Below are 23,698 nucleotides of genomic sequence, written 5' to 3'. Positions count from 1 at the left end.
TTGCTAAAACCATGCGAACTAGCGCTTGAAGAGACTTCTCACCACAAACCAGGTATGCACCAGAACCGTGGTGACAAAGCCATAGTTGCTGCGCATCACCTCGAAACGCTCCTTGAGAGAAGCCTTGTGATTCTGCACAGACATGCCGCCATCCAGATAGTTGGTGATGACAGCATGGACATTGCGCAACGGAAGATGGCGCTGCTGAGCCGCCTTCATGATGCGGATGCACCAATCCACATCCGCCGAAAGGCGATAGTGAAGATCGTAATGAATCTGGCGGGCAATATCCGTGCGGGCATAAAACGACTGATGACAGACGAGCATCCCCCACTTGAACGAGCGCCAGTTCAGCTTCTTGGGAGGCGAAAGACGGCGATGGCGCAGGAATCTTCCTTCGTCATTCACGATATCGGTATCTCCATAGAGCACGCCCGGCAGGTTCTCGCCCTCGCCTACGCATCCCTCCACATACTCCAGGGTATCGTCGGAAGGAAAGACATCTCCCGCATTCAGAAACACGAGATAGTCGCCCGTAGCACGGTCTATACCCTTGTTCATAGCGTCATAGAGTCCCTTGTCAGGTTCCGAATAGACCACGATTTCGTGGGCATTCTCTCCAGCCTTTGCCCTGTTCTGGTATGCCCGTACCATAGCCAGGGTATTGTCCTTCGAAACACCATCTATGATCAGGTGCTCGATATTGCAGTAAGTCTGCTTATTGACACTATCCAACGTACGCTGCAACACGCTCTCGGCATTGTAGGTACAGGTTACGACAGTAAACTTAATCATATATGGTAGTTTTTAAAGGCCATCGCCTGATTATACACCTCAACATATTTCAGCGCCACCGCATGCTGCGAATAGTTATGCATCACCTTCTGCAGGCACGCCTTCTCCAGATTCTCCTGATCGGCTTCTTCCAGCACCCAGTGGATACCATCCGCCAGATTCTTGGCATCACGATAGTTTGCCACATATCCGTTTTCTGATGATCGATCATCTCCGGTATGCCGCCCACCTTGAATCCTACGCTAGGCACGCCGCAAGCCATCGCCTCCATGATGGTATTCGGCAGATTCTCCGACAGGGAAGGAAGCACGAAGACATCGGCAGCATTGTAAATATCTGCGATGCACTTGTCATCGCTCACATAACCGAGCGAAACGATCGGGAACGAAAGCTTGCCTTCAAACTCCTCGCTGTGTCCACCCAGGATAGCCACGCAGGTGTTCTCCCTCATCTCGGGATGCTGCTCAGCCATCAGCCGGCACGCCTCTATCAGATAATCCATGCCCTTATAAGGATTGGTGGCTCTCTGGGCGATGAAGAGGATGATGCGCTTGTCCTTCGGCAGCTGCGTGCGCAGACGGGATTCCAGCTTGTCCTGCGGACAATATACATGGGTATCTATCGGATTGGGAATCGTCTCGATGCGATGACCCGCCAGGAGTCCGCTCAACCGGGCTTCCGCTGCCAGCCATCTGCTGCAGGTAACAAAGGAAAGAGCCCCACTGTTATACACCTTCTGCTTCTTCTTCCATATCTTAGCCGACAGATCGTTCTTTCCCCCGTTTCCCGGCAGATACTTGCAGTTGCCGCAGCCATTGTTGTAATGATGGCAACCCAGGGTAAGATGACAGATGGATGAAGCCGGCCAGATGTCGTGCATGGTCCATACCACCGGTTTTCCGCTGCTGATGATCTTCCGGATGGTCTTCAGCGAAAGCATACCCTGGTTGATCCAGTGCAGATGGATGATGTCAGCCTCCTTGAACTCTGGCAAGGAAGTGATGTCGTATCCCGCATTGGCGATATCGAGTGCAAAGAGATTCTTCTTGGAAAAATGAAGGCGGTAGAAGATGCACCAGCGCTCCCACAGGAAATTCCACTGCATCCTGAGCGAGCGTGGCAACCCTACCACGGTAATATCATCGGTTACCTTATCGCGCACCAGCATCTTAGCCTTAACACCATTGTTGTTAAGGGCATCCATCAGGCGGTTGGCAGCTACAGCAGCACCACCCGCCTTCTCACTTGTATTTACTATGAGTACTCTCATGATTATCCTTTTTATTCTGCTTGCAAAGATAATGTAAAAATTTGAGTTAGCGAAGAAAAAGAAAGACTTTTCTGAGATAAAGAGAATGTTTTTATGAAATTGATGAGAATGGATATAATGAAATGATAAGAATGGATATAAATAAAACATGCCACAACTCTCAACGAGCTGTGGCATGCACTATGTTTAACTTAAAAATTTCTAATCAAAATAGTCTCACGACCTTCTCAATTATCTGTTAAACAATCTACCTTAAAACCTAATAACTAAAAACCTAAATCTATTACTACTAACCTAAACAATCTATTAACCTTTTGACGCTGCAAAGATAGTACTTTTTCTACAAATCTCCAAATAATTCGGCAAGAAAAGTATTATTTTTGAGATTTTTTGATATAAATCAACGAATTATTAGAAAATTCATCAAAAACTAACGAGTTTTTAACCCTCATTAAGCCTTTTCTATCAATACTGTAGCGTAAGCTGAGATTCCTTCCATTCTTCCGGTAAAGCCCAACTTCTCTGTGGTTGTAGCCTTGATGGAGATTTGGTCTTCCTCTACCCCCATCACTTTTGCCAGGCATTCCTTCATGGCAGGAACATGCGGATTGAGCTTCGGACGCTCTGCACAGACCGTTGCATCGATGTTGCCCAGGGTATATCCCTTGGTGGCAATCAGGTCCATCGTCTTCTTGAGCAGAATCTTGGAATCCACATTGAGGGTCTCTGCTGCCGTATCAGGGAAATGATAACCGATATCACGCATATTGGCTGCACCCAGCAGGGCATCGCAAATGGCGTGAATCAACACGTCGGCATCACTATGACCGAGCAAACCCAACTCATAATCTATCTTGATACCACCCAGCCACAAGTCACGGTTCTCTACCAGCTTGTGAACATCGTATCCAAATCCTACACGAATATTCATAATTCTATTCTTTATGATTAAAGTTAATAATATGTTTATATTTTCTATTTATTATCTTCCAGCAAGGCTCTGCCTATTCCGCCTGCCTATCGCTTGAACAGGTCTTTCAATCCGTCCATATCGAATGCCAGCGTAAAGCGCAGGGTCTGGTCGAGCGGATTGCTCTTGGCGGTGGCTACCACATAGGAAGCATCGAGCGAGAAGACATTCATCTTGAAGCCGGCTCCCACCGTGAAGTACTTGCGGTTGCCCTTGCTCTGGCTCTCGTGATGATAGCCGGCACGCAGGGCAAACTTGTCATTATATACATACTCGGCACCTACGCCATAGTTGATTTCCTCCAGCTCTTCCTTGAATCCGCCTGGGGCATCGCTGAAGCTCTTGAAGATGCCGCTGATGCCCGAAATATCGTTGTATTCGCGATGCACACGGTCTTCATACTCCGAGTTGTCCTCTCCCTCCTTCTGAGCAGGAACCGTAGGCACGAGATACTTGTTGGCATCTGCGGCGATGGTAAAGCGGTTGTACTCGTCGATAGGAATCATCAGTGAGGCGCCTAAACGCAGATTGGTAGGCAGGAACTCGCCATACTCCTGACCGCTGAAGGTAATCTTGCTACCGATATTCGAAATGTTCAGACCTATACCCAACTGGCACTCTCGCGGTCCGATATTGACATAGTTCTGATAATAGGCTGCGATATCCGCCGCAAAAGCCGAGGCTGGCGAATTTTCCTCCTGATAGTCGAAGCGCAGGTCGGAATAGATCCAGCGGATGGCTGCCGCCAGGGAGAATTTCTCGCTGAGCATCAGAGAGTAAGCCACATCAATCGACATCTCATAGGGATTGATGGTCATCGCGTTGTCGTTTTCTCCCGGCTCAGAAAGAAACACCTCACCCATGTTGAAGTAACGGAGCGAAGCTGATACGGCACTGTAATCGCCTATGCGGTAATAGCCCGAGAGATAGGCGAGATTCATGTCGTTGACCAGCGAGCGGAGCCATGGAGTGAAATTCAGTGCCACGCCCGCCCTGGAGATGTTGAAAGGATACTTTGCCGGATTCCAATACTGGGAGTTGACATCCGGATCGGTTGCCGCACCCACATCACCCAGACCTCCGCCACGGGCATCGGGCGCTATGGTCTGAGAGATGACGGCATAGTTTACCGGATTGAAAAGACTCTCCTTGGTATCTCCCTCTCCGTTCTGCGCCGATGCCGTCAGCGCCCATACCGAGAGGAAACCGGTTGCGAATATCTTGACGATTCTATTCATACTACATTATTTTATATGATGATATTTTCTATTTTATAATGATCAGTTTCCGGGTCTTGGAGGCATAGCTGCTGCCATCCGATGAAACCTTGACCCGATACAGATAGATGCCCGTACCCAGAGGGCGACCGCCATCTACCGATAAATCCCACTTCACGGTATAGACCTCAGAAGCCGGTACTCCGCTCTCGGCATGGCGCCAGAGCTGTCTGCCCGAAGTATCATAGAGTTCAATCACCACATCCATCCGGCTCTCCGTCCTGTCGTGAGAAACGATGAAAGTGGTGGTGCTGCGGGCAGGATTCTCCGTCACGCCCACATCGAAGAGCGATGGAGCCAGACCGCTTACCACATTGAAGTGGAGGGTGGTGGTAGAACTGTTGTTCTGGATATCCCATGCCGTGAAGGTAAGCTGATGCCTGCCTGCCGGGAGTTCCGGAATACTGTAGCAGGTGGAACCGCTGGTATAGGTTCCGAAATCATACGAGAAATAATCGTTGAGATTGTAGGTCTTCGACAGTTCTCCGTCTATCACCAGCTTCAGGTCATGGCCGAGTCCGCTTCCTGCGGCATTGATTCCGTCCTTGTCTGATATCCTTGCCACGAAATAAGGGGTGGTATTCACATTGCCGCCATCCACGAAGGTTGGCGAGTTCAGATAGCAGAATACCGACGGACCGATGGAGTCATTTTCTGCCACCACGCTGCCGCCCACCTTGAACCGTGCGCTTTCTCCATTCGCCCGCAGCCCCTTGTCGTTGCTGACGGCATAGAGATTCATCAGTCCGGCATCACCCGAATAGTTGATATCCTTAGGTACGGCAAAGCAGAAGGCAAACTTTCCGCCGGATACGCTGTCAGCCCCCTGATAGAGCGTCTTCTGGCGGTCGTAATACTGGAAGGCGGAAGAGGCACCGTCGGCAGTGGCATCATTCAGCTTGCAGGTAACCAGTTCCCTGGAATCCCTTACCGTAGCCGTCACCACCCCCTGGAAATCCACATCCGTCTCCACATGTCCCGCAATTCTGGCTATGTCTCCGGCTCTCAGCAGCGGAACCGTATCGGTGCGCTGGCAGGAGATGCCGTTGATGGAATCCACCACTACCTTCATCATCGGCAGGTTGAGCGAGAGGGCAGGATCTCCGAGCAGGGCATACTGCAGATGGTTTTCCGAGCGGTCTATCTCGCCCGCCATCACATTGCCCAGCATCACGTCGTTCTGAGCCAGCCGGTGTGCCTCGCCTATCGCCAGCGGCTTGCCGTCTTCCCGGCTCAGCACCCTGCGCAGGAAGGCACGGTTCATATACTTGTTCTGCTGGGCAAACACGGTACGCGTGGTACCGTAGAATGCCACAGCTCCACCTTTTTCATTCAGCAGGGCAGCCTCGCCGATGGTAGATTTCGTACCGTCATAAGGCATGATGTCGCAGGATGCCGTCACCCACAGTGGCAGGTTTTCGTTTCTGAACGATTCGAAATCCGTGATCTTGAGCACGTTTTCATGCGAAATCTGGGTCTCGCTGCCATGTCCGGCATAATCCATCACCAGGGCACCCGCCATCTGCTGCTGTCTGATGATACTGGCAACTTCGGGATAGGTATTTCCCGTTGAGGAGGTCTGTCGGGTATAGGCATCCCACATCACCTTTCTGATGAGATAGCCCGGATAGAGCGAGGCGATATCGTCTGCCACCTCGTTGGCATCCGCCATGTGGAGATTCTCGTTGCCGTCATCTCCCATGAACATCAGGGTGTTCTGCCAGGCTCCGGCATTGGCGTTCTTCTTGTAGCTGATGGTCTTGTCCACCAGTATCTTGGCTTCCTGCGCCGTGGTCACCGGGAATCGTCCTACCGCCACATCCTGCAGTTCGGTTTTCGGATCGGCTCCCTTTCCTTCGCCGATGATTCCCAGCCAGCTGTCGCTCACGTAGCAGGTGGTCTTGCTGAACGAGTCATCGCTCTCATGGCAGAGCAGGTAATCATCCGGATTCAGCAGTCTGCAATCTGGCATGAGCATGCGGTTGTCCCATACACAGTCGCCGAAGAGCAGGAGATATTTGGGCATGTCGGCAGCCGTAGCCGCCCTGTCGCTCAGCATCCGCAGATAGCGGCGGTAGGCATTGGCATCGGGGGTACCGCTGGAGAATTCATTATAGAGTTCATCGGCGGGCACGATGTTCACCCGCAGCCCGTCGTGGGTTTCGTGAAATTCCTTGAGCCGCTGTGCCTGCCTGAGCAGTTTCTGCGAGGTTGGGATGATGATCACCATATCAGCAGCCCCGTCGGCATGGTGGTCCTGCGGAGTGATGCCATACACATACTCGGCTGCAGGAACCTGACTTCCGAAACCGGCAAACGGCGCAGGCTTCTCCCAGGTTACGGCTACATAATCCAGATGAACCGGTCCACCGCTGAGTGGCTGTATCTCGATGGTATCCTTCTCTCTGAAATCCTGGAGCGGATAGGTGGCGCTCCTTTCCACGCCTACCGTATAGGCACTGCTACTGGTATTGGTAGGCAATTGGAGGCTTATGGTTCCCAGTTCCTGCCGGTTCTTCCTGATCTGCACCCTGGTGTTGGTGCCGGCGGTAACAGCCACCACCAGCTTTCCCCGGCTGCATCCGGTAGGATTGGTGATGACCACCTTCTGGGTATCGCCCACCCTGACGGCTGTAGGATGGAAGAGATTCCTTCCACCCTGCATCCAGCTGAACCCATCTACTTCATAAAGAGAATGATAATCTTCCGGCATCGGATGGCAGGAAGAGACGAAAGAGGCTGAATCTGCCCAGAGACTCGGCGACTCATCGCTCTGGGTGATGAAATAATAGCCATAGTCTGAATAGGGATTGCGGGTGCGCACCATAGCCGTCGGACTGCTCCAGCTCACCGCCCCGCGGGCATAGAAATAATGTCTGCCATCCACTACATATTGCGGCACCTCCTTCAGGTCGTCAGTCTCCCGGATATCCTGGGCATAGAGCGCTTCGTTCTGGAGATTTCCTCCATAACCGTAGATCTTCACCTTGCTGATATCCGAAAAACCGGCACGGCGCACCACATCGGCAGTCAACTGATGAATACCCGTTTCGCTCACCCTGATCTTGGCCCATTTTCCGCTTGCCAGCACAGAATGGTCGGCATAGGCGGGAGAAGAATCCTCCCCGCTGCGGGTCTGCAGTCGGGCTTCCTGCTGCGAACGTTTCAGCAGATGCGACTGGCTCTGCGAACGCACCAGCGGCTTCGCCTGGATATCGAGCATGAAGCTCACCAGCGCCTGATATCTGTGCTCCCTGAAGACGAGAGGAGAAAAGGAAATCACCAGCAAGCCTTGTTTCCGGCATTCGGTTACCTGCTGGCAGATGACCACCTGCTCAGGGAGAGCAGCGCCCGAAAGTAGGTTGTAATGAGAAATATCGGTAGCAGGCATATCCACATACTCCGGATATTTCACTGTTACCGTATAGATAGAATCCTGATAATCACCCTGCAAAGGCAAAGAATATACGAATTGAGGCAATATGGAGTCCACCTTCACCTCCTGCGAGGTAAGGTTGAAGAATCTCTGTGCCGCAGCAGGCAGCGCCATCAGCACCAGCACAGCCACGAGACAAAGGTATTGCCATATTCTACTCTTATTCATATATTCTTTTATTCTTTATTTGCACATAAAGTCGAGCACCTTTCTATCTTCGAGATAGCCCTCCAGATGGTCGTCGATCTTCACCGGACCGCATCCTGTAGGACAACCCGTATAGAGCAGGTCTCCTGTCTTGAGCGTAAAATACTGGCTGATGTAGGAGATGATTTCATCCACCTTGTAGAGCATATCGCTCGAACAGCCTTCCTGCACATTCTCGCCGTTGATGTTGAGATGGAAGTGGATAGCCTGGATGTCGCGGAACTTCTGGATATCCACCCATTCTCCGATAGCGGCAGAACCGTCGAATCCCTTGGCAAGCTCCCATGGCTGCCCCGCCTCTCTCAGCTTCTTCTGCATCTCGCGGGCGGTAAAGTCGATGCCCACGGTCACCGCATCATAATAGCGGTGGGCGAAACGCTGCGGAATGGTCTTGCCCAACTTGCAGATGCGCACCACCAGTTCGGTCTCATACTCTATTCTTCCCAGATGATCCGGGATGAAGAAAGGCTTGCCGTTGTTGAGCAGCGCAGAATCAGCCTTGGTAAAAATAACAGGACGCTCTGGTTTAGATAACGTACCATGCAGCGATTTATTGTGTTCGGTATAGTTCATACCGATAGCAAATATCTTCATAACCCCAAAAATATATATAAAAAAGAAATGGGAGTTAGAAGCAAAGCAATGCTTTAACTCCATAACTCCCGGATATTCTAATTTAACTATAAGTCAAATTAATGGTTGCGATGAGCAAAATGATTACTCAGCAACGAGTGTGAAGCGCTTGTAAGCAGTGATCTTGAGATCCTTGCTCTGAGAAGCGAGGTACTGAGCAACAGTCTGCTTGTCACCATCACCGAACTGGAACTCCTGGTCAACGAGGCAGTTCTCCTTGAAGAACTTAGCCAGACGACCGTTAGCGATGTTCTGGATCATAGTTGGGTTCAAAGAAGCAGCCTTCTCCTCACCTACAGTCTTCTTGATGTTGCGAGCCTCCTCAGCCTGCTCAGGAGTCAACCAACCCTTCTTGGTGTTGCTCTCGATGTGATCCTCAGAGTCAACGTGAGCTGGGTTGATGCCAGCCTTCTTCAAAGCTGCGTTAACAGCCTTCTCTACGAGCTCCTCCTTAGTCTTGGCAACAGCCACCTCGAGCTCAGTCTTCTTAGTCTCCTCAGAAACAGAAGACTCGTCGAGAGCTACAGGGCGCATAGCAGCTACCTGCATAGCTACCTTGTGACCAGCCTCCTCGTTGTTCTCGTTGAGCTGAACCATAGTACAGAGAGTGTGCTTGCCCATGTGGTCGTAAACCTCGATGTTCTCACCCTCGAGAACGCAGTAGCCGTCGAGCTCCATCTTCTCACCGGTGATACCAGAACGCTGTGTAACAGCAGCCTGAGCATCAGAGTCGCCGATCTTCAAAGCCTTCACCTCGTCGAGAGTCTGAGCCTTTGCAGCGATAGCAGCGTCGAGGATGTCAGATGTCAACTTGATGAAGTCTGCACCGTTAGCTACGAAGTCAGTCTCACACTTCAGAGCGATGATAGCAGCGAAATCGTTAACCTTCTTAACGAGAACGCAACCGTTAGAAGTCTCACGGTCAGAACGCTTTGCAGCGATAGCGAGACCACGCTCACGGAGCAACTCCTTTGCCTTATCGAAATCACCTTCAGCCTCTGTGAGTGCCTTCTTAACGTCAGCAAGACCAGCACCAGTCATAGCGCGAAGTTTCTTGATATCTTCAATTGAAACAGCCATAATATTTTCTAATATTAAAAGTTAATAATAATCTTTGGTTTAAAAGTACTAAAGCCATCGAATCATAAAACAGAATCAATGGCTCCAGTATATTTTCGTTTGCCTAATTACTCAGCCTCGTCCTTGCGAGCAGCCTTCTTCTTAGGCTGATCCTTCTGCTCTGCAGCAGCCTTGTCGTCAGCCTTCTCAGCCTTACGCTCCTCAAGACCCTCAGCGATAGCACCGCAAACTGCAGAGAGGATAGCCTCTACTGAGTCCTTAGCGTCATCGTTAGCTGGGATAACGTAGTCGATATTCTTTGGATCTGAGTTGGTATCAACGATACCGAACACAGGGATACCAAGACGGTTAGCCTCCTTAACAGCGATGTGCTCCTTCATTACGTCGATAACGAAGAGTGCGCTTGGGAGACGGGTCAAGTCAGCGATAGAACCGAGGTTCTTCTCCAACTTAGCACGCTGGCGGCTGATCTGCAGCAACTCGCGCTTTGAGAGGTTAGAGAATGTACCATCGTTCAACAGCTTGTCGATGTTTGTCATTTTCTTAACTGCCTTACGGATTGTAGGGAAGTTGGTAAGCATACCACCAGCCCAACGCTCGTTTACGTATGGCATATTGATAGAAGCTGCCTTCTCGGCAACTGCATCCTTAGCTTGTTTTTTAGTAGCGACAAACAGGATCTTCTTACCTGTCTTGGCGATTTCCTTGAGGGCCTCAGCAGCCTCGTCAACCTTAGCAACAGTCTTGTTGAGGTCGATAATATGAATACCGTTACGCTCCATGAAGATGTAAGGAGCCATTGCTGGATTCCACTTGCGACGGAGGTGTCCGAAGTGGCAACCTGCCTGAAGTAACTGGTCAAAATTTGTTCTTGACATTGTCTTTTCTTGTTTAAATGTTGTTTACTTTCTTTTGAATTCTAGCTAGAATCAGTCGATGAGTAGTCCCCGATTAATGGAATCTCACCGATTTAGATACTAAACTTGTTAGCTCAGCTATAATAATCTGAATATATAATAAAAATATGTATAAGATTAACGCTTGCTGAACTGGAAGCGACGACGAGCCTTTGGCTGACCTGGCTTCTTACGCTCTACAGCACGTGAGTCACGTGTCATGAAGCCTGCATCCTTCAATGCCTTCTTATCGTTAGCGTCGATCTTAACGAGCGCGCGAGCGATAGCGAGGCGGAGAGCCTGGCTCTGACCGGTGAAACCACCACCGTCGAGGTTTGCCTTAATATCATACTTACCCTCAGCCTCGAGCAACTGCAATGGCTGCTTTACTACATAGCGAAGGATTGCTGATGGGAAATATGTCTCAATATCTTTCTTGTTGATTGTGATCTTACCTGTACCCTCTGAGAGGTATACACGAGCTACAGCGCTCTTACGGCGACCAATTGCATTAATTACTTCCATTCTACCTTAATTATTTATACTGGTTAATATCAATTGCCTTTGGCTGCTGAGTCTCATGCTTGTGCTCTGTGCCATCGTAAATGAAGAGGTTGTCCATCAAAGAGCGACCGAGAGGGCCCTTTGGCAACATACCCTTAACTGCGTGACGGAGGATCTTGTCCATTCCATCAGGACGCTTGCGCAACTCAGCTGGAGTATTGAAGCGCTGACCACCAGGGTAACCAGTGTAACGTGTGTAAACCTTATCAGTCTCCTTCTTGCCAGAGAATACAGCCTTAGCTGCGTTGATAATGATTACGTTGTCACCACAATCTACGTGCGGAGTGAAAGTTGGCTTGTACTTACCACGAAGCAACTTAGCTACCTTTGAGCAAAGGCGACCTACTACCTGGTCTGTTGCATCGATTACAACCCACTCTTTCTTAGCTGTCTCCTTATTAACAGAGATAGTCTTGAAACTTAATGTGTCCATTTTAAAATTTAAATTTACTACTAAAAAACGTTTTAATCTTTTCTTACTCACTTAATTTTCGGATAGGTGATTCACTAACCGCAAATCCCGGCCACAGGATGTGCTATTAACACACCATACCCAGGGGACTCTAAGTGTATCCCCGAAATAATCGGACTGCAAAATTACACATTTTTATTTGATTATGTGTAAGTTACGAGCCGCAGTCCCTATCTTTTATAATAATTTAACTTAGTTTGTCGTGTTTTGTTATTTCCATCCGTTTTTATGGCTTTTTGCATTTCCCAAGCATCATTCTGCCGGGGCATCCACAGTATAAACAAAATATTCTCTCTAAAAACCATTTGGTTCTCTATATATAATAAGGTATATGAGGGCATAAAAACAGCAATGGGATTTCGATACCCCTATCGAAACCCCATTGTTATTCTTGTATAAGTAAAAGATGATGAAAGCGTTTCACAACGCCGTTTTATTTTTTCTGATGCAAAGGTACAACAAAAACCGTATGCTAGGGGGTAATTTTTATCATATATGGGGGCAAAATCTATTTTTTCAGCATATATTAAGCCAAAATTACCCCTCCCTAAACGATTTTTACCACCTAACTCATCTTTTTTCAAGGTCAAAATCTAAAGAAAAAGAACTTAAAAATACGATTACTACCATATCTATGAAACTATCCCTTCATTAGATGACGGTAATCCAGATACCTTCCCCTTGATTCTCCGCTGCATGATGCGATTCATCAGACGATGGAGCCAGATGCGGGAGTTCACCACCATTCCCTTTACCCGGTTCTCGCCCACCAGAATGCAGCCCTGGGTATCGTCGGGATAGTTGCCGGCATGGATGCGGATGCCCTCGAAACCGGGAATACCCTGCACATACGGCAGCCACTTCTTGAATCGGCGCGACTTGGTGATAAGTACACGATACGAACCCTCGGGGATGGCGGTATGGCCCGGAATCTTTCTCGCCACCTTGCCGCTCTCTCTGCTGAAACGGGCATTCTCCTCCTCCGGCTTCAGCTCTATCCCCTTCAGGTTGCGCCAGGTTGGCTCCAGGGTGTCACAGAAGTAACTCTCCCTAGACAACTTCTCCATATCGAAACTATGCTCAAAACTGCGCTTGTCACCGGCTGTCTTGCCGGAAAGAACCTTGCGCTTCACATCACCATCAGCCAACAGATAAAGTCGGCCGATGGTATAAGTATTCTTCTTAGCTATACGCTCTAAAACTATTTCCATAAGTAATTCAGAATTTTAATGAATGACTAAAATGTGTGAATCATAAGCATCGGCGGTTTACTGACTCAATTCCTGCCCATCACATCTGTATTTCAGCTTCGTAAAACTGTGATAACTGTTATTGTGACAGTTATCGCTGCCACGTTTCACGTATTTTCTATAGACCCAGGTAGAAAGCAGATGCGCCGTCCCCTCTTCCGAGAGTCCCAGGGCTGCACGAGCCTCCACCACCTGCTGCTCGGTAAACGTATCCGGCAACGACTGGAGAAGATTGGAAGGACCACGCTTGTTGGAATGCTCGCCCACATTGTTCGCCTTCTGGATGTCCTCCTCGAAGAAACGCATCTTGCACCACAGGTCGTAACGCTCACTCCAGCGGATGAAATCCTCTATTTCCGGCTCCCATCTGCAGCCGTTGGCAACATAGAGCACGCACGCCTTGAGATAGGCTATCACGTTGGCACGGAACGTGAAGTTCTCGTAGATTCTGTTCTGGGTAACCTGCGAAAAATCCGCATTCTCCTCACTCAGAATCTCAGCCAAGCGGTAAGCCTCGGGGCAATCTATCAAACCGGTAGCCATACAGAGGTTCTCGATATAGGGCTTCAGCTCCTTGCGAAACTGATCGTCGTAGGTGCCATACACTGGAATCTTATCGCCGATTTCTCTTTGGGGAATGGTGCAGAAGTTGATTCGGCTCAGCGGACCGTCGGTCAGCACCTTGGAGAAATAACGCTGTCCCTTCTGGATGGTGGTAGAGGCATTCCAGTTGAAACGTACGGTTACTCGCTCGGTGACACTTTGGGTTCCCACTCGTGTTTGTCCATATTGATTACCCGGGTCAAAGGCGAGGCACATGATACGGAAATGCTGGTTGCCGATACCTTTCAGGGCATCAAACTGGTCAATCTCGTTGAGCGAAGTATAGAGGAAGTGGCCTTTGGCTTCTGCCGTACGCATCACGAAGGCAGGGTTGGTCATATCCGCATCTATCTCCTGTATAATGAGATTATCCGGTCTCTTGCGCTTATCCTTGTTGGCGCCCTTACGCATCATCTCCTCTTTCCAGTCCTTCTCACGCTTCAGGTTTTCCTGGTCACGCTTACGGATATCCTCCATGATCATCGAAATCGGCATCTGCACACAACTTTTACCTGCACCTGTGCCTGCAAGGAGGCAGGTCATCAGGGTGGCTTCGTGCTCCACATTGTCGATATATCTGAATCTGGTATTCCAGAGATGGGTAGCCAGCGGAGGGAAAATGGCGTGTGCCACAGCCGGCTGATAAATCTCCGGAGTCTTGGATACAAGGAGTTCCACGAGCTTGGGAAGCTTCTTGGGCATGGGTGGCGGAGCAGGATATTCATCTTTGCTACCTTGAACTCGCGACATGGAAACCTGAGCTGTATGATTAGCTCCGCTAGCCTGTTTCTCAGCCGTAGCATTGATACGAATCACATCCCTCGAAAACGGCTTGGAGCTATCCCCATATTTCGCATAGAAATCGTGAATCAGCTGATGGCAATCATTCTCCTGATAATAGCTCGGCATTCTCCTCGCCACCACCTTCATCAGGTCCTCCTCACTCATCACACGAGAAGCGCCAGCACTCATAATAGCGAGCAGGGAAGAATGCCTTGACCCGATGGTATCGATATTCATCCCCTTGAGGCCTGCGGAATCCTGGAAGAGGTCGAAGGCTATGAGATTCTTCTCACTGGCACTTTCTGCTTCTTGGGCTGCCAGTCCGCCAGCTTTCTGAGAACCTCCAGTATGGCTGATATAATCATCATCAGCACGATGGCTATTACCAGGTTGGGCAGGCTGAATAGCAGCGCCAGAAGGAGTCCCCTTTCCATCAATAGTAAGCCCACGCTTCAAGAAAGCCTCTCTGCGGGCTTGAATCTCCTCATCCGGCAGCACCCCATACCACTCCTTCGAGCGATAAATCTCGGAGTCCTTATCCGTGATAAAGATGATTCTCTCCGGCGTGATGCAGCTCTTGTCGTAGGGAATCCCAGCCGCCTCGCAATACGCCTTCTGCGTCTCCTCGATGGTCATACCCATCGGCATACGGATATCGATATGCAGCTTCTTTCTAGCCGAATACTCCAGATGCAGCAGCTTCCCCTTCCATATCGTGTTGCTGCAGTTCAGCTCACGAGCCTTCTCCAATGCAGCATCCACATAATCCACATCATCCACATCGATGGTAGTCTGAAAGAGGAAGCTTTCAGGCACCGCATCCTCACTAGAGCGGTGATTATTCCTGAACTTGGAATAATGAATGGCACGGATAGGCAGCTGTCTTTTCAGCCCCTCGCGTGCCTTCTTCACCGCCTTTTCATCACCAGCATCTACGCCGGGGATAGCCTTCTCCCCACGTATCTGCGCAATCACACCCTTCAGCCACGGCTGTGCTATCAGGGTGTCATAGACATACAGGGGCTGGGAAGAATTCAATCTTCCCATATTGCCCTTGCGTGCCGGATTTAAAGCCATTACCTGTTGCTTTATCGCCATATTTCCATTTTTAATGATTATCCCAAATTCTTCACCTCATACAGTTCAGCAAGCTCCCAGAATCTGTGGGCCAGATCATGGATAAACTTCCTGCCCTTCTCGGTCCATACCAGATAGGTATGCGTAACCGCCTTGCCCATCTTCTCCTTTCTGCCATCGCATTTCGGATCCAGGAAGGCATTGTATCGGGTGCGGCTCTTCGCCAGTCCCATGTGCGCATACTCCGCATAGAGCATATACTGCCCGCTCTGGTAATACTGGATATGCAGGGCACAGAGCGAGCGGTTCAGCTCCTGCGCCGTAATCCCCAGCTCCTTCGCCACCTGGGTGGTGGTGAAGCAGGAAACGGAATCCAAGACATTATCCGAGTAGATCGCCTTCGGCATCAGCCCATCCACCTGCTTCTCCAGGTTGATGACGTTCTCGCCCTGGATGGAAGCCCATCTCGTTTGCTCATCCAGCACGCCGTTGAGACGTCTGATTTCCACATCCTGCTCGCCGATGAGCTTCTTGTCAAGCCCCAACTGTACCTCCTGCTGATGCAGCAGCTTCTTCTGCTGCTCCAGCAGTTCCTCCTTCTTCTTTAGGGTGGCACGGAGAATCTCTTCGGCATTGCGAATCGTCTCCTCCTCGCTCTCCCCCTCGTGCACCGGGATATAACCGCCCGTCTTGCGAATCTGCGGCAGCACCACCGAGGTAACCCAATCCTTGAACTTCACCGCCGAAGCCAGTTTCGAACCCAGCACCAGAGCATAGAAGCCGCTCTCGTTTACGAAGATCATCTGCGTTAAACGTTTGGCAGGAGTCCCATCCTTCTTCTTGCCCACCTCTACCCATACACCACGTTTCATGGTATCATCATACCTAACATGCTGTTTTACAGAGTCTGACGATTTCTTATATCCCAGCACATCACACAAATCCTTCGCACAGAACCAAGGCTCGCCCTTCTCATCAGTAGCGGTTCTTACCGTTCCGAACTCCGGATTCTCAAAAACAGCCACCTGTGCAGCCTGCTTCTTGTTGGCTTCTTTCTTGTCAGCCACCTTCTTACCAGTCTGCACACTCTTCTTGGCAGAGCCGGCATTCTTGCCATCCTCTGCCTTCTGAATTTTTGAATTCATCATAAGCAAAAAAAATTAAGTAAATATATAAAAGGTACCCGATGGATACCTTCGTTAAAAAAACACTAAAAGTTTCCACAATAAAAAAATGTATCAACCTTGTCAAAGACCGATGGGCTGATACGCTGCGCCACTTACAACATGGCAGGAAACCTATCCCAGCATCCTGGCGATAGAAAACGCAAAAGCCCCAGACCTCAGAACCGGTATCGTTCTGAAATCTGGGGCAAAAGTAGAAAGAATACTCCGTTACGCCTTATCCGCCGAATGCGCCAAATTGAATTCGGCGGAAACAAGAAAGGGGCAAAACCATCATCTTGCCCCTCTATATCAATACTTTATAGAGATATAATTATTTTCTTTACGTCAAATGAAGTCTATCATTCGGCGCAAGATTCTATATATTGTGAGACTTTGCGAAATCCTCCACAAAACCCTCTACCTCATAATCTACATTCCCGTCATTGATCTTCTTTCTGATATAATTGCCATACGACTTTTGGGTAACACCCAGTTCCAGATGACAATCATCGTGCAGAAAACGAGTAATGGATGAACCATTAGGAACACCAGCGTTCACATAGCCCTGATTAGACCAACGCTGGAAAAACGCCACCACACTCTTGTTCAACAAACCATCGGAAGTGGAAAGCTGACTGTCTGAAATATGATGCAGCTTGAGATATTTCACAAAAGCATCCGCCATCTTCCCCGTAAGCCCCACATCCTTTTCACCCTCAGGAGTAGAAAAGAGATTCTCGGCACTTCTTCCCGCAGAAGATGAAGCACACTTCACCTTAACACTCTGTTCAAAAACAACTTCATCGGTATCATTCTTCATTTCAGAAGAATCATCGGAATCCTTATGTTGATGTTCATGACTCTCATAATAGTTCTCTATATAGGTTACGGAACCTGCAAAATGGAAATTTCTACTCATCAGTATGTGGTTTTGTGTCTTCATCAGAATTCTCGTAATTATTCTCTATATATTTGCTATTAGACTGTACATACACAACATTCTTGTACAAGCAAACACCACCGTTTTTACACAAAAAACGGATAATTCTAAAAAATGATATTCTATCCATATCTTAAGTAGTTTAAATTATTACTAAAACTTGATATGGTCCTCTAATTGGTACGCGGAGGGCTAGACTAGAATAGCCAAGGAGAGCTTCTTAGGGTGGCATCCTCGATGCCGGTAGACAAGTCTTCCCTAGGTAAGTGTATTAGTTCGTTTCATGTTGATTTTTTTAGATAAATGTTATTGTTATTCATTATTTATTTTTAGGCACAAAAAGCTTTTGGTATTTTGCTATATGTGCTTCCAATTTGTTAAGTTGCTTCAAGTCTCTCGCAAAAGTAATCCACTGCGAAAAAGCTTCATTGAAATTCTTCTCAAACTGACTCTTGTCAAACTTCTTACCTTCCGCCGTATGTCGTTTGATCAATTCATCAACGATTCTATCCCAATTATATAGGATACAGCAGCACCATCTTCTCTGCTGATAAGATCGGAACCTTACTTTTCTATTCAGTATTCCGGTTACTGTAGAAAGCCTGATATTAGTGATTTTAGAAAACTGATATGCTGATATCTGTTCACCTTTCTCACCTATTAAAGAGTTGAGATACAAGATGATGCACTCTTCTTGTATCCAATCAATCCGATCATCTAGCTGAGCTAAATTTTCACGCATTAACACTCTTCTATGTTCTCCTACATTCAACATTTTAATGTAAATTTATGCGAATTTACAACTAATAATTGAATTAGTAAAACGCAGGTCACACCTACGAATAATATGCGTGAGCGTTTTTCAGAAAGATTAATATTTTATTTTTATTTTACTACAAAATAAAAGAAAAAAAGAGAGAAAGTGAGCATTTTTAGCACTACACTTCCTCTCCTCGACTTTTATGGATGGGTAGGTAATTCTATTACCATTTCCACAGCTATTTCGTCACGGCATTATACAATTCCTGATAATCCTTGACAACATCGTAAATGTAACCATTCTCGCTGATGGCTGCAAAATGCTTGCGGGCACACGTTATCTTGCTTCCCTCGATGCCTCGCAGATGTGAACCCTGGATATCATTACCCTTGGTTTCTGCCACAAAATAAACATGCTTCACGCTGCCATCACGGAATGCCACAGCCCAGTCGGGATTGTATTTGCCCATAGGCGTGTTGATGTAGAAGCCACGAGGCAGTTTGGTATAAACCACCACGTCATCCTGACGCTCCAGAGACTCAGCAAAGTTCTTCTCTACACCCATACTGTCGAGCACTACGAGGTCGTAGAGCGACTTCTTTGACTCTATGGCATTGATACCCAACTTGCCTCGCAGAGCATCCACCGTAAAGATGTCGGTAGAGAACTCATCATTCAGTTTCTCGTATGTAATACACTGGATAACGGCAAGAGCCTTGCAGTCGTTGATGATCAGTCCAGCCTTGATGATGAATTCCTCCGGATTCATCTTGAACATGCTGAATGTTTCCGGCTTGATACCCTTCAGGATTTCCACGATGGTCTTTCTTGTCAACCCCGTAGCCGTTACCAGCTGACCTATCAGGTCGTATGTCACTTCCTTGCCCACAGCTTCCGTTACATGGATGGTCCGCACATCGCCCAGATTCATTGCCACGCCCGCTTCAAGCGACTCCTTGTCTCTGATTTCATCCATCGAACCGCCTTCTACCACGATGCGGATTTCCGTAACCCTCAACTTTTCATCAAGTTCCTCGATGGCTTTCTTCACAAGACCAGAAGTTTCAAAGCTTACCTGATAGTAGGTGCGGCGGTTGATGCGCTTCCAGAGATTCTGGAACTCCTTCTTGGCAAAATTGTCCTTCTGCAACTTGGCAAGCTTAGGCTTTCTACCATTCTCCGGTCTTACAGCCGCAGGATCAAAGACGGTATCAAGGGCTGCAATAATGCCCTCCCTCCAATCATTAGCCTTACCGAAGTCGAGCCTGTCATTGCGCTTATCCTCAAAATACTGAGCAGTCAAAACACCGTTATCATCCACATAATCTTTACGGATGAGGGCATTATAGATAGCTCTTGCCTGATTGACGTCAAACTTGCCATTGGTTCCATCTGCCATTGTATAAGACCTGCCCTCGAAAAGGTTGGCTGTGATGATGATTGGTCGGTCGGCACAGTCTTCTGCCATTTCCGTCTGCAGTTTCTTGGCGAAATCATCATAGCTCTCGCTGGCTATCACGGTGAGGATATTGGTATCAAACACATGGTCGCCCAATACATCCGCATCCTGGCGTTCACCCTTCTGATTCACGCAAAGGCGCATACCTCGACCCACTTCCTGGCGCTTCTTGGTTTCATTATCCGAGTTCTTCAAGGTGCATATCTGGAACACGTTAGGATTGTCCCAACCTTCCTTCAGGGCGGAGTGCGAGAAGATGAAGCGGACAGGCTCGTTCAACGAAAGCAGGCGCTCCTTATCCTTCATAATCAGGTCGAAGGCACGCTCTTCATTCTCTCCCTGCTTTTCCTTCGATTCCACCGCCTTGCCCTTCTTATCCATGGAGAAGTAGCCCTGATGCACCTTGGATGCCGCATTGCGAGGGTCTGAAAGATAGCGCAGATAGGCTTCATCCGTAAATGATGGCAGCATTTCTGAAAGCACTCGGGTATATTCTTCCTCAAACATCTTGGCATACTTACCCTTGCTGTCCTCACTATCATAGACTTTGTAGCTATCCACATGGTCGATGAAGAACAGACTGAGCACCTTGATATGCTGACCATACAGCTGGCGCTCACGCTCCAGATGGGTGCGGATGGTTTCACGAATCTGAATACGACGGATATAGTCTTCGTTCACACTGCCCACGGCATCGCCTTCATGCAGAGTCAGACCGTTGAGAAAGCGGACGAAGCCCTGCCTGCCGTCTATGCGTTCTACGATGAAGTTATTGTCATACTCGGCAAGTCCGCCACTCTGCTCCTTCAGGTTGAATCGCTCATCCACGAGTCGGCTAACCTGCTTCGTACCGGTCTGCGTCTTGATGTCGAAGCTGATGCGAGCCTGCGGATTGCCCTTGCCGATGACGATTTCCTCCAGATAGACGTAGCCGTTGGTGGCGGTACTGCCTATCTGTCTGATACCCTTCACCTCAATCTTCTTCACCAGTTTCTGGTTGTAGGCATCGATGGCATCCAGCTTATACACCATATTATATATATCACCCTTGCGGTGGGTGGCACTATACAGAAGGGTAAAGAGCGGCTTGAACATGGCAATACCCTTACGGGTCTTGTTCTTCTTGTCCACACCCAATACCGACTGAGGTTCATCGATAATCATGATAGGATGGGTCTGTGCCAGCACGTCGATAGGACGGCGAGAGCCGAACTCATCACGGCGCTCGAAGATGATGCGGGCAGCCTTATCAGCTTTCTTCAACTTGCCTTTCTCCATCTTATCGGTTGACTTCTCTTCATCCATAGATGCGTTGAATGCCTGGGTATTAATAATCATCACGTGCATACCGGCATCGCTGGCAAAAGCATCTATCTTACTGAGCTGTTTGGAGTTATACATAAAGTATTGCATGCGCTTTCCGTATTCCTGAGCAAAATGCTCCTGCATGCTCTCAAAGCTCTTCAATACGCCTTCTCGGATGGCGATGCTTGGCACCACCACCACAAACTTGGTCCAGCCATAGCGGGCATTCAGTTCATACATGGTCTTGATGTAGGTATAGGTCTTACCCGTACCCGTCTCCATTTCGATGGTGAGGGCGGTACCTACGCCTTGCAGCTGCTGCAGCTGCTCAACCGGTTTCAGCCCTTGCTCAGTCTGTATAGCTCTTACATTCTCGCAGACGGCTTCCGGGGCGAGGATAACGTTCTTGTTGCCAAAGCCTTTTACTACAAAAAGGTCTTGATTAACTCCCTGGTCCACGATATGGTCGCTCAGTCCGTCGCTTTTTGGCTGACCAGTAAAGGCATTAGCCACAGCCAGCGCCGCTTCGGTTTGGAAACGTTGATGTTTATATCTGAGTTTCATAGGCTTAAATCACTCTAATATTCTTCACTACTTCCTGGTCGCTCCAATCCAGCTTCTGCTTGAAGGTCTCGTAGATATTTATCTTGTCGGCATCCTGAGCGAAGCAGCTATCACGGAAAATGACACGCAAAGGCATCTTGTCTGCCATCGCTTTTACTACGTCTTCTGATACGTTCTCGGCAAAGCAGGCCACCAGGTCGCCCTCGTTCACGATATAGATGGTCTTACCATCCACCACCTCCTGAGTCATAGGCAGAGAGAGCTGAACACCCCAGTCGAGCATGCATCCAAAGAGCAGGTCGAGGTCGTTTCGGTCGGCCTTGATATTGTTCAGGAACAGATCGAGCTGGTCTTGCTTGAATTCCTTTGGAGAACGCTTTACGTCTTCGTAATTGCCTTCGTCGAGACGGAAGACACGGAAGCCGGTGTCGAGATTCTGCGCCATTAAAGGAAACTGCTCCTTAACTTTTCTTCCAGATCTTCTAAGACGTTCTTTGCCTAATTCGCAGATTGTTGAAAAATGTTCATTAGAAGATTGAGAGGTTTCATCAATTGGCTCCTCTATTTGAACCATAATATATTTAAGGTTCTTTTCTTTTTCGGCATTCTGCTGAATAACTGCATGTCCCGTAGAAGCAGATCCAGAAAAGAAGTCCATAACGATATCGTCTTGAGTTGTGGTAAGACTTATCATTCTTTGAATTAACTTTATTGGTTTTTTACCATTAGAAAACTCAATCCCCCCTTCTTTTGAAAGATTGTTGTAATCAATATCATCCCACAAATTTGAAACACGATCTAAATAATAGTACTCATCTCCGATACGTTCAACATAATCAGACAAGAACATCATCATTCTTCTTTGTTCTCCTTTGTAGAGTATTTCGATACGCTTACCTTCATTTTTCCCTTTTATTGGAATATATTCACAACCAACCATTGGATAATCTAATCCCATAGTCTCATTCATAACACTTTTACGTATACTACTCTGGGCATTTGTTGTTTGGAAGATTTTATTAGCATACTTATTATAAACATCTTCTACAGATATATGATTTTGTTCAGCAAACGCTGTTATAGACATTGTCTCTAGAGACTTGTATCCAAAATATTTCATTCCTTTAGAAGAATCTTCTTTGATTAACACTTTATCTTCTAATTTTGATATAATAGAGGTATACTTCCAGCTTTTACCTTCTTCCTCATAACTTTTAATTCGAGAAAATAATTTCGTTTTTATGAATACAGGATTCATTACAAAATTTGTTTTATCCTTTGCATATAAACACACATATTCGGTAGTTCCTCTCAAAGTTTTTCCTTCCGAACTACCAGAGACACCACCAACTTTAGTTTTTACAGAAACCAAACTGACGAAATTTGATTCACCAAAAACTTCATTACATATTTTTAGTAAATTATGTACTTCATTTTCATCTATATGAATGAATATAGCACCATCTTGGGATAACAATGAGTTTGCAACGAGAAGTCTACTATATATCATAGAACACCAATCCGAATGGAATCTTCCATTAGAATTTTGATTTTTTCTAAAACGATTACCAAATTCATCTATATCTCCAGACAGAATCGAGTAATCATTCGAAGATATAGTATAATCATCAGGATATAAGAAAGAATCACTACCTGTATTGTAAGGCGGATCAATATAAATCATCTTTACCTTACCCAGATAAGACTTCTGGAGAAGTTTAAGCACTTCGAGGTTATCTCCCTCAATATAAAGGTTTTGGGTGTTGTCCCAATCCACGCTATCCTCCTTTACAGGACGCAGCGTCTTCTTAATAGGCTTCAAAACTTCGGCACGAGCTGCCTGCTTGCCAACCCAGTTGAACTCGTATGCCTCAGGAGCATCTTCTACTGCGTTGTCACCAAGAAGCTGGCGAAGTACGTCAAAATTAACTACACGTTTTGCCCCCCAGCCCGTCCGAGAACGGCCGTTTGGGGGTGTATCATAGAGGGCAGAACCGCTATCACGACTCCACCTAAGCCCCTCTAAGGCATATCTTTTTTCATCTTAAAATTTTAGTTTATGTTAAACAATTCGTCATAAGGGCTTAAAATGGCCGATATGAACACTAATAGAGCGTGTTTTTCGATGGTATTGATCCCTACAGGTCATTATCCAAGAGAAGCAATCAAAGCAGGTACACCTTTGAGAGAT

Annotated in this window: 17 protein-coding genes; all 17 read right to left on the bottom strand. The window is 47.7% G+C overall.

Features of this window, described 5'->3' with window-relative positions; all coding sequences use genetic code 11:
* Window positions 1-18 precede the first annotated feature (18 nt).
* The 17 genes from DW830_RS02545 to DW830_RS02460 all read right to left on the bottom strand — a co-directional run bounded on the left by DW830_RS02545 (window position 19) and on the right by DW830_RS02460 (window position 23,329).
* Complete coding sequence (locus DW830_RS02545) at window positions 19-795, bottom strand: glycosyltransferase family 2 protein (RefSeq protein WP_119248750.1); 777 nt, start codon at window positions 793-795, stop codon at window positions 19-21.
* 82 nt (window positions 796-877) lie between these two features.
* On the bottom strand, window positions 878-2,065 hold the full coding sequence (locus tag DW830_RS02540; protein ID WP_410524481.1) for a glycosyltransferase: 1,188 nt from the start codon (window positions 2,063-2,065) through the stop codon (window positions 878-880).
* A gap of 451 nt (window positions 2,066-2,516) precedes the next feature.
* Complete coding sequence (ispF, locus tag DW830_RS02535; RefSeq protein WP_119248749.1) at window positions 2,517-2,996, bottom strand: 2-C-methyl-D-erythritol 2,4-cyclodiphosphate synthase; 480 nt, start codon at window positions 2,994-2,996, stop codon at window positions 2,517-2,519.
* 86 nt (window positions 2,997-3,082) lie between these two features.
* Window positions 3,083-4,273 (bottom strand): type IX secretion system outer membrane channel protein PorV, encoded by a 1,191-nt coding sequence (gene porV, locus DW830_RS02530; protein WP_119248748.1) that lies wholly within the window; start codon window positions 4,271-4,273, stop codon window positions 3,083-3,085.
* 28 nt (window positions 4,274-4,301) lie between these two features.
* Window positions 4,302-7,916 carry a type IX secretion system sortase PorU gene (porU, locus tag DW830_RS02525; RefSeq protein WP_119248747.1) on the bottom strand — a complete coding sequence of 1,205 codons (3,615 nt, stop codon included), beginning with the start codon at window positions 7,914-7,916 and terminating at the stop codon, window positions 4,302-4,304.
* A gap of 15 nt (window positions 7,917-7,931) precedes the next feature.
* Window positions 7,932-8,549, bottom strand: coding sequence for a fumarylacetoacetate hydrolase family protein (locus DW830_RS02520; RefSeq protein ID WP_089544418.1), 618 nt, complete (start codon window positions 8,547-8,549; stop codon window positions 7,932-7,934).
* A gap of 123 nt (window positions 8,550-8,672) precedes the next feature.
* On the bottom strand, window positions 8,673-9,668 hold the full coding sequence (gene tsf / locus DW830_RS02515; RefSeq protein WP_118312030.1) for a translation elongation factor Ts: 996 nt from the start codon (window positions 9,666-9,668) through the stop codon (window positions 8,673-8,675).
* A gap of 107 nt (window positions 9,669-9,775) precedes the next feature.
* Window positions 9,776-10,546 (bottom strand): 30S ribosomal protein S2, encoded by a 771-nt coding sequence (gene rpsB, locus DW830_RS02510; RefSeq protein ID WP_119248746.1) that lies wholly within the window; start codon window positions 10,544-10,546, stop codon window positions 9,776-9,778.
* A 156-nt stretch (window positions 10,547-10,702) separates the two neighbouring features.
* Entirely contained in the window at window positions 10,703-11,089 is a 387-nt protein-coding gene (rpsI, locus tag DW830_RS02505) for a 30S ribosomal protein S9 (RefSeq protein ID WP_089544421.1), read from the bottom strand.
* Between the two features lie 10 nt (window positions 11,090-11,099).
* A complete protein-coding gene (rplM, locus tag DW830_RS02500) occupies window positions 11,100-11,561 on the bottom strand; it encodes a 50S ribosomal protein L13 (protein ID WP_119248745.1) in 462 nt (153 codons plus the stop codon).
* 671 nt (window positions 11,562-12,232) lie between these two features.
* A complete protein-coding gene (locus tag DW830_RS02490; protein ID WP_233544345.1) occupies window positions 12,233-12,811 on the bottom strand; it encodes a DUF5675 family protein in 579 nt (192 codons plus the stop codon).
* Window positions 12,812-12,868: 57 nt separating this feature from the next.
* A complete protein-coding gene (locus DW830_RS02485; RefSeq protein WP_119248743.1) occupies window positions 12,869-15,334 on the bottom strand; it encodes a hypothetical protein in 2,466 nt (821 codons plus the stop codon).
* 17 nt (window positions 15,335-15,351) lie between these two features.
* Complete coding sequence (locus DW830_RS02480; RefSeq protein WP_233544344.1) at window positions 15,352-16,461, bottom strand: phage antirepressor; 1,110 nt, start codon at window positions 16,459-16,461, stop codon at window positions 15,352-15,354.
* A gap of 394 nt (window positions 16,462-16,855) precedes the next feature.
* Complete coding sequence (locus DW830_RS02475) at window positions 16,856-17,398, bottom strand: hypothetical protein (RefSeq protein ID WP_147487180.1); 543 nt, start codon at window positions 17,396-17,398, stop codon at window positions 16,856-16,858.
* A 340-nt stretch (window positions 17,399-17,738) separates the two neighbouring features.
* Window positions 17,739-18,191 (bottom strand): hypothetical protein, encoded by a 453-nt coding sequence (locus DW830_RS02470; RefSeq protein WP_158573414.1) that lies wholly within the window; start codon window positions 18,189-18,191, stop codon window positions 17,739-17,741.
* Between the two features lie 226 nt (window positions 18,192-18,417).
* Window positions 18,418-21,507, bottom strand: a complete 3,090-nt coding sequence (locus DW830_RS02465; RefSeq protein WP_119248740.1) for a type III restriction-modification system endonuclease — start codon at window positions 21,505-21,507, stop codon at window positions 18,418-18,420.
* A 4-nt stretch (window positions 21,508-21,511) separates the two neighbouring features.
* Window positions 21,512-23,329, bottom strand: a complete 1,818-nt coding sequence (locus DW830_RS02460) for a site-specific DNA-methyltransferase (RefSeq protein WP_119248739.1) — start codon at window positions 23,327-23,329, stop codon at window positions 21,512-21,514.
* Window positions 23,330-23,698 lie beyond the last annotated feature (369 nt).

This window comes from Prevotella sp. AM34-19LB (assembly GCF_003468525.1).
GTDB lineage: Bacteria > Bacteroidota > Bacteroidia > Bacteroidales > Bacteroidaceae > Prevotella.
The sequence above is the reverse complement of the archived record's forward strand: the minus strand, read 5'-3'. Positions and strand labels throughout refer to the sequence as shown.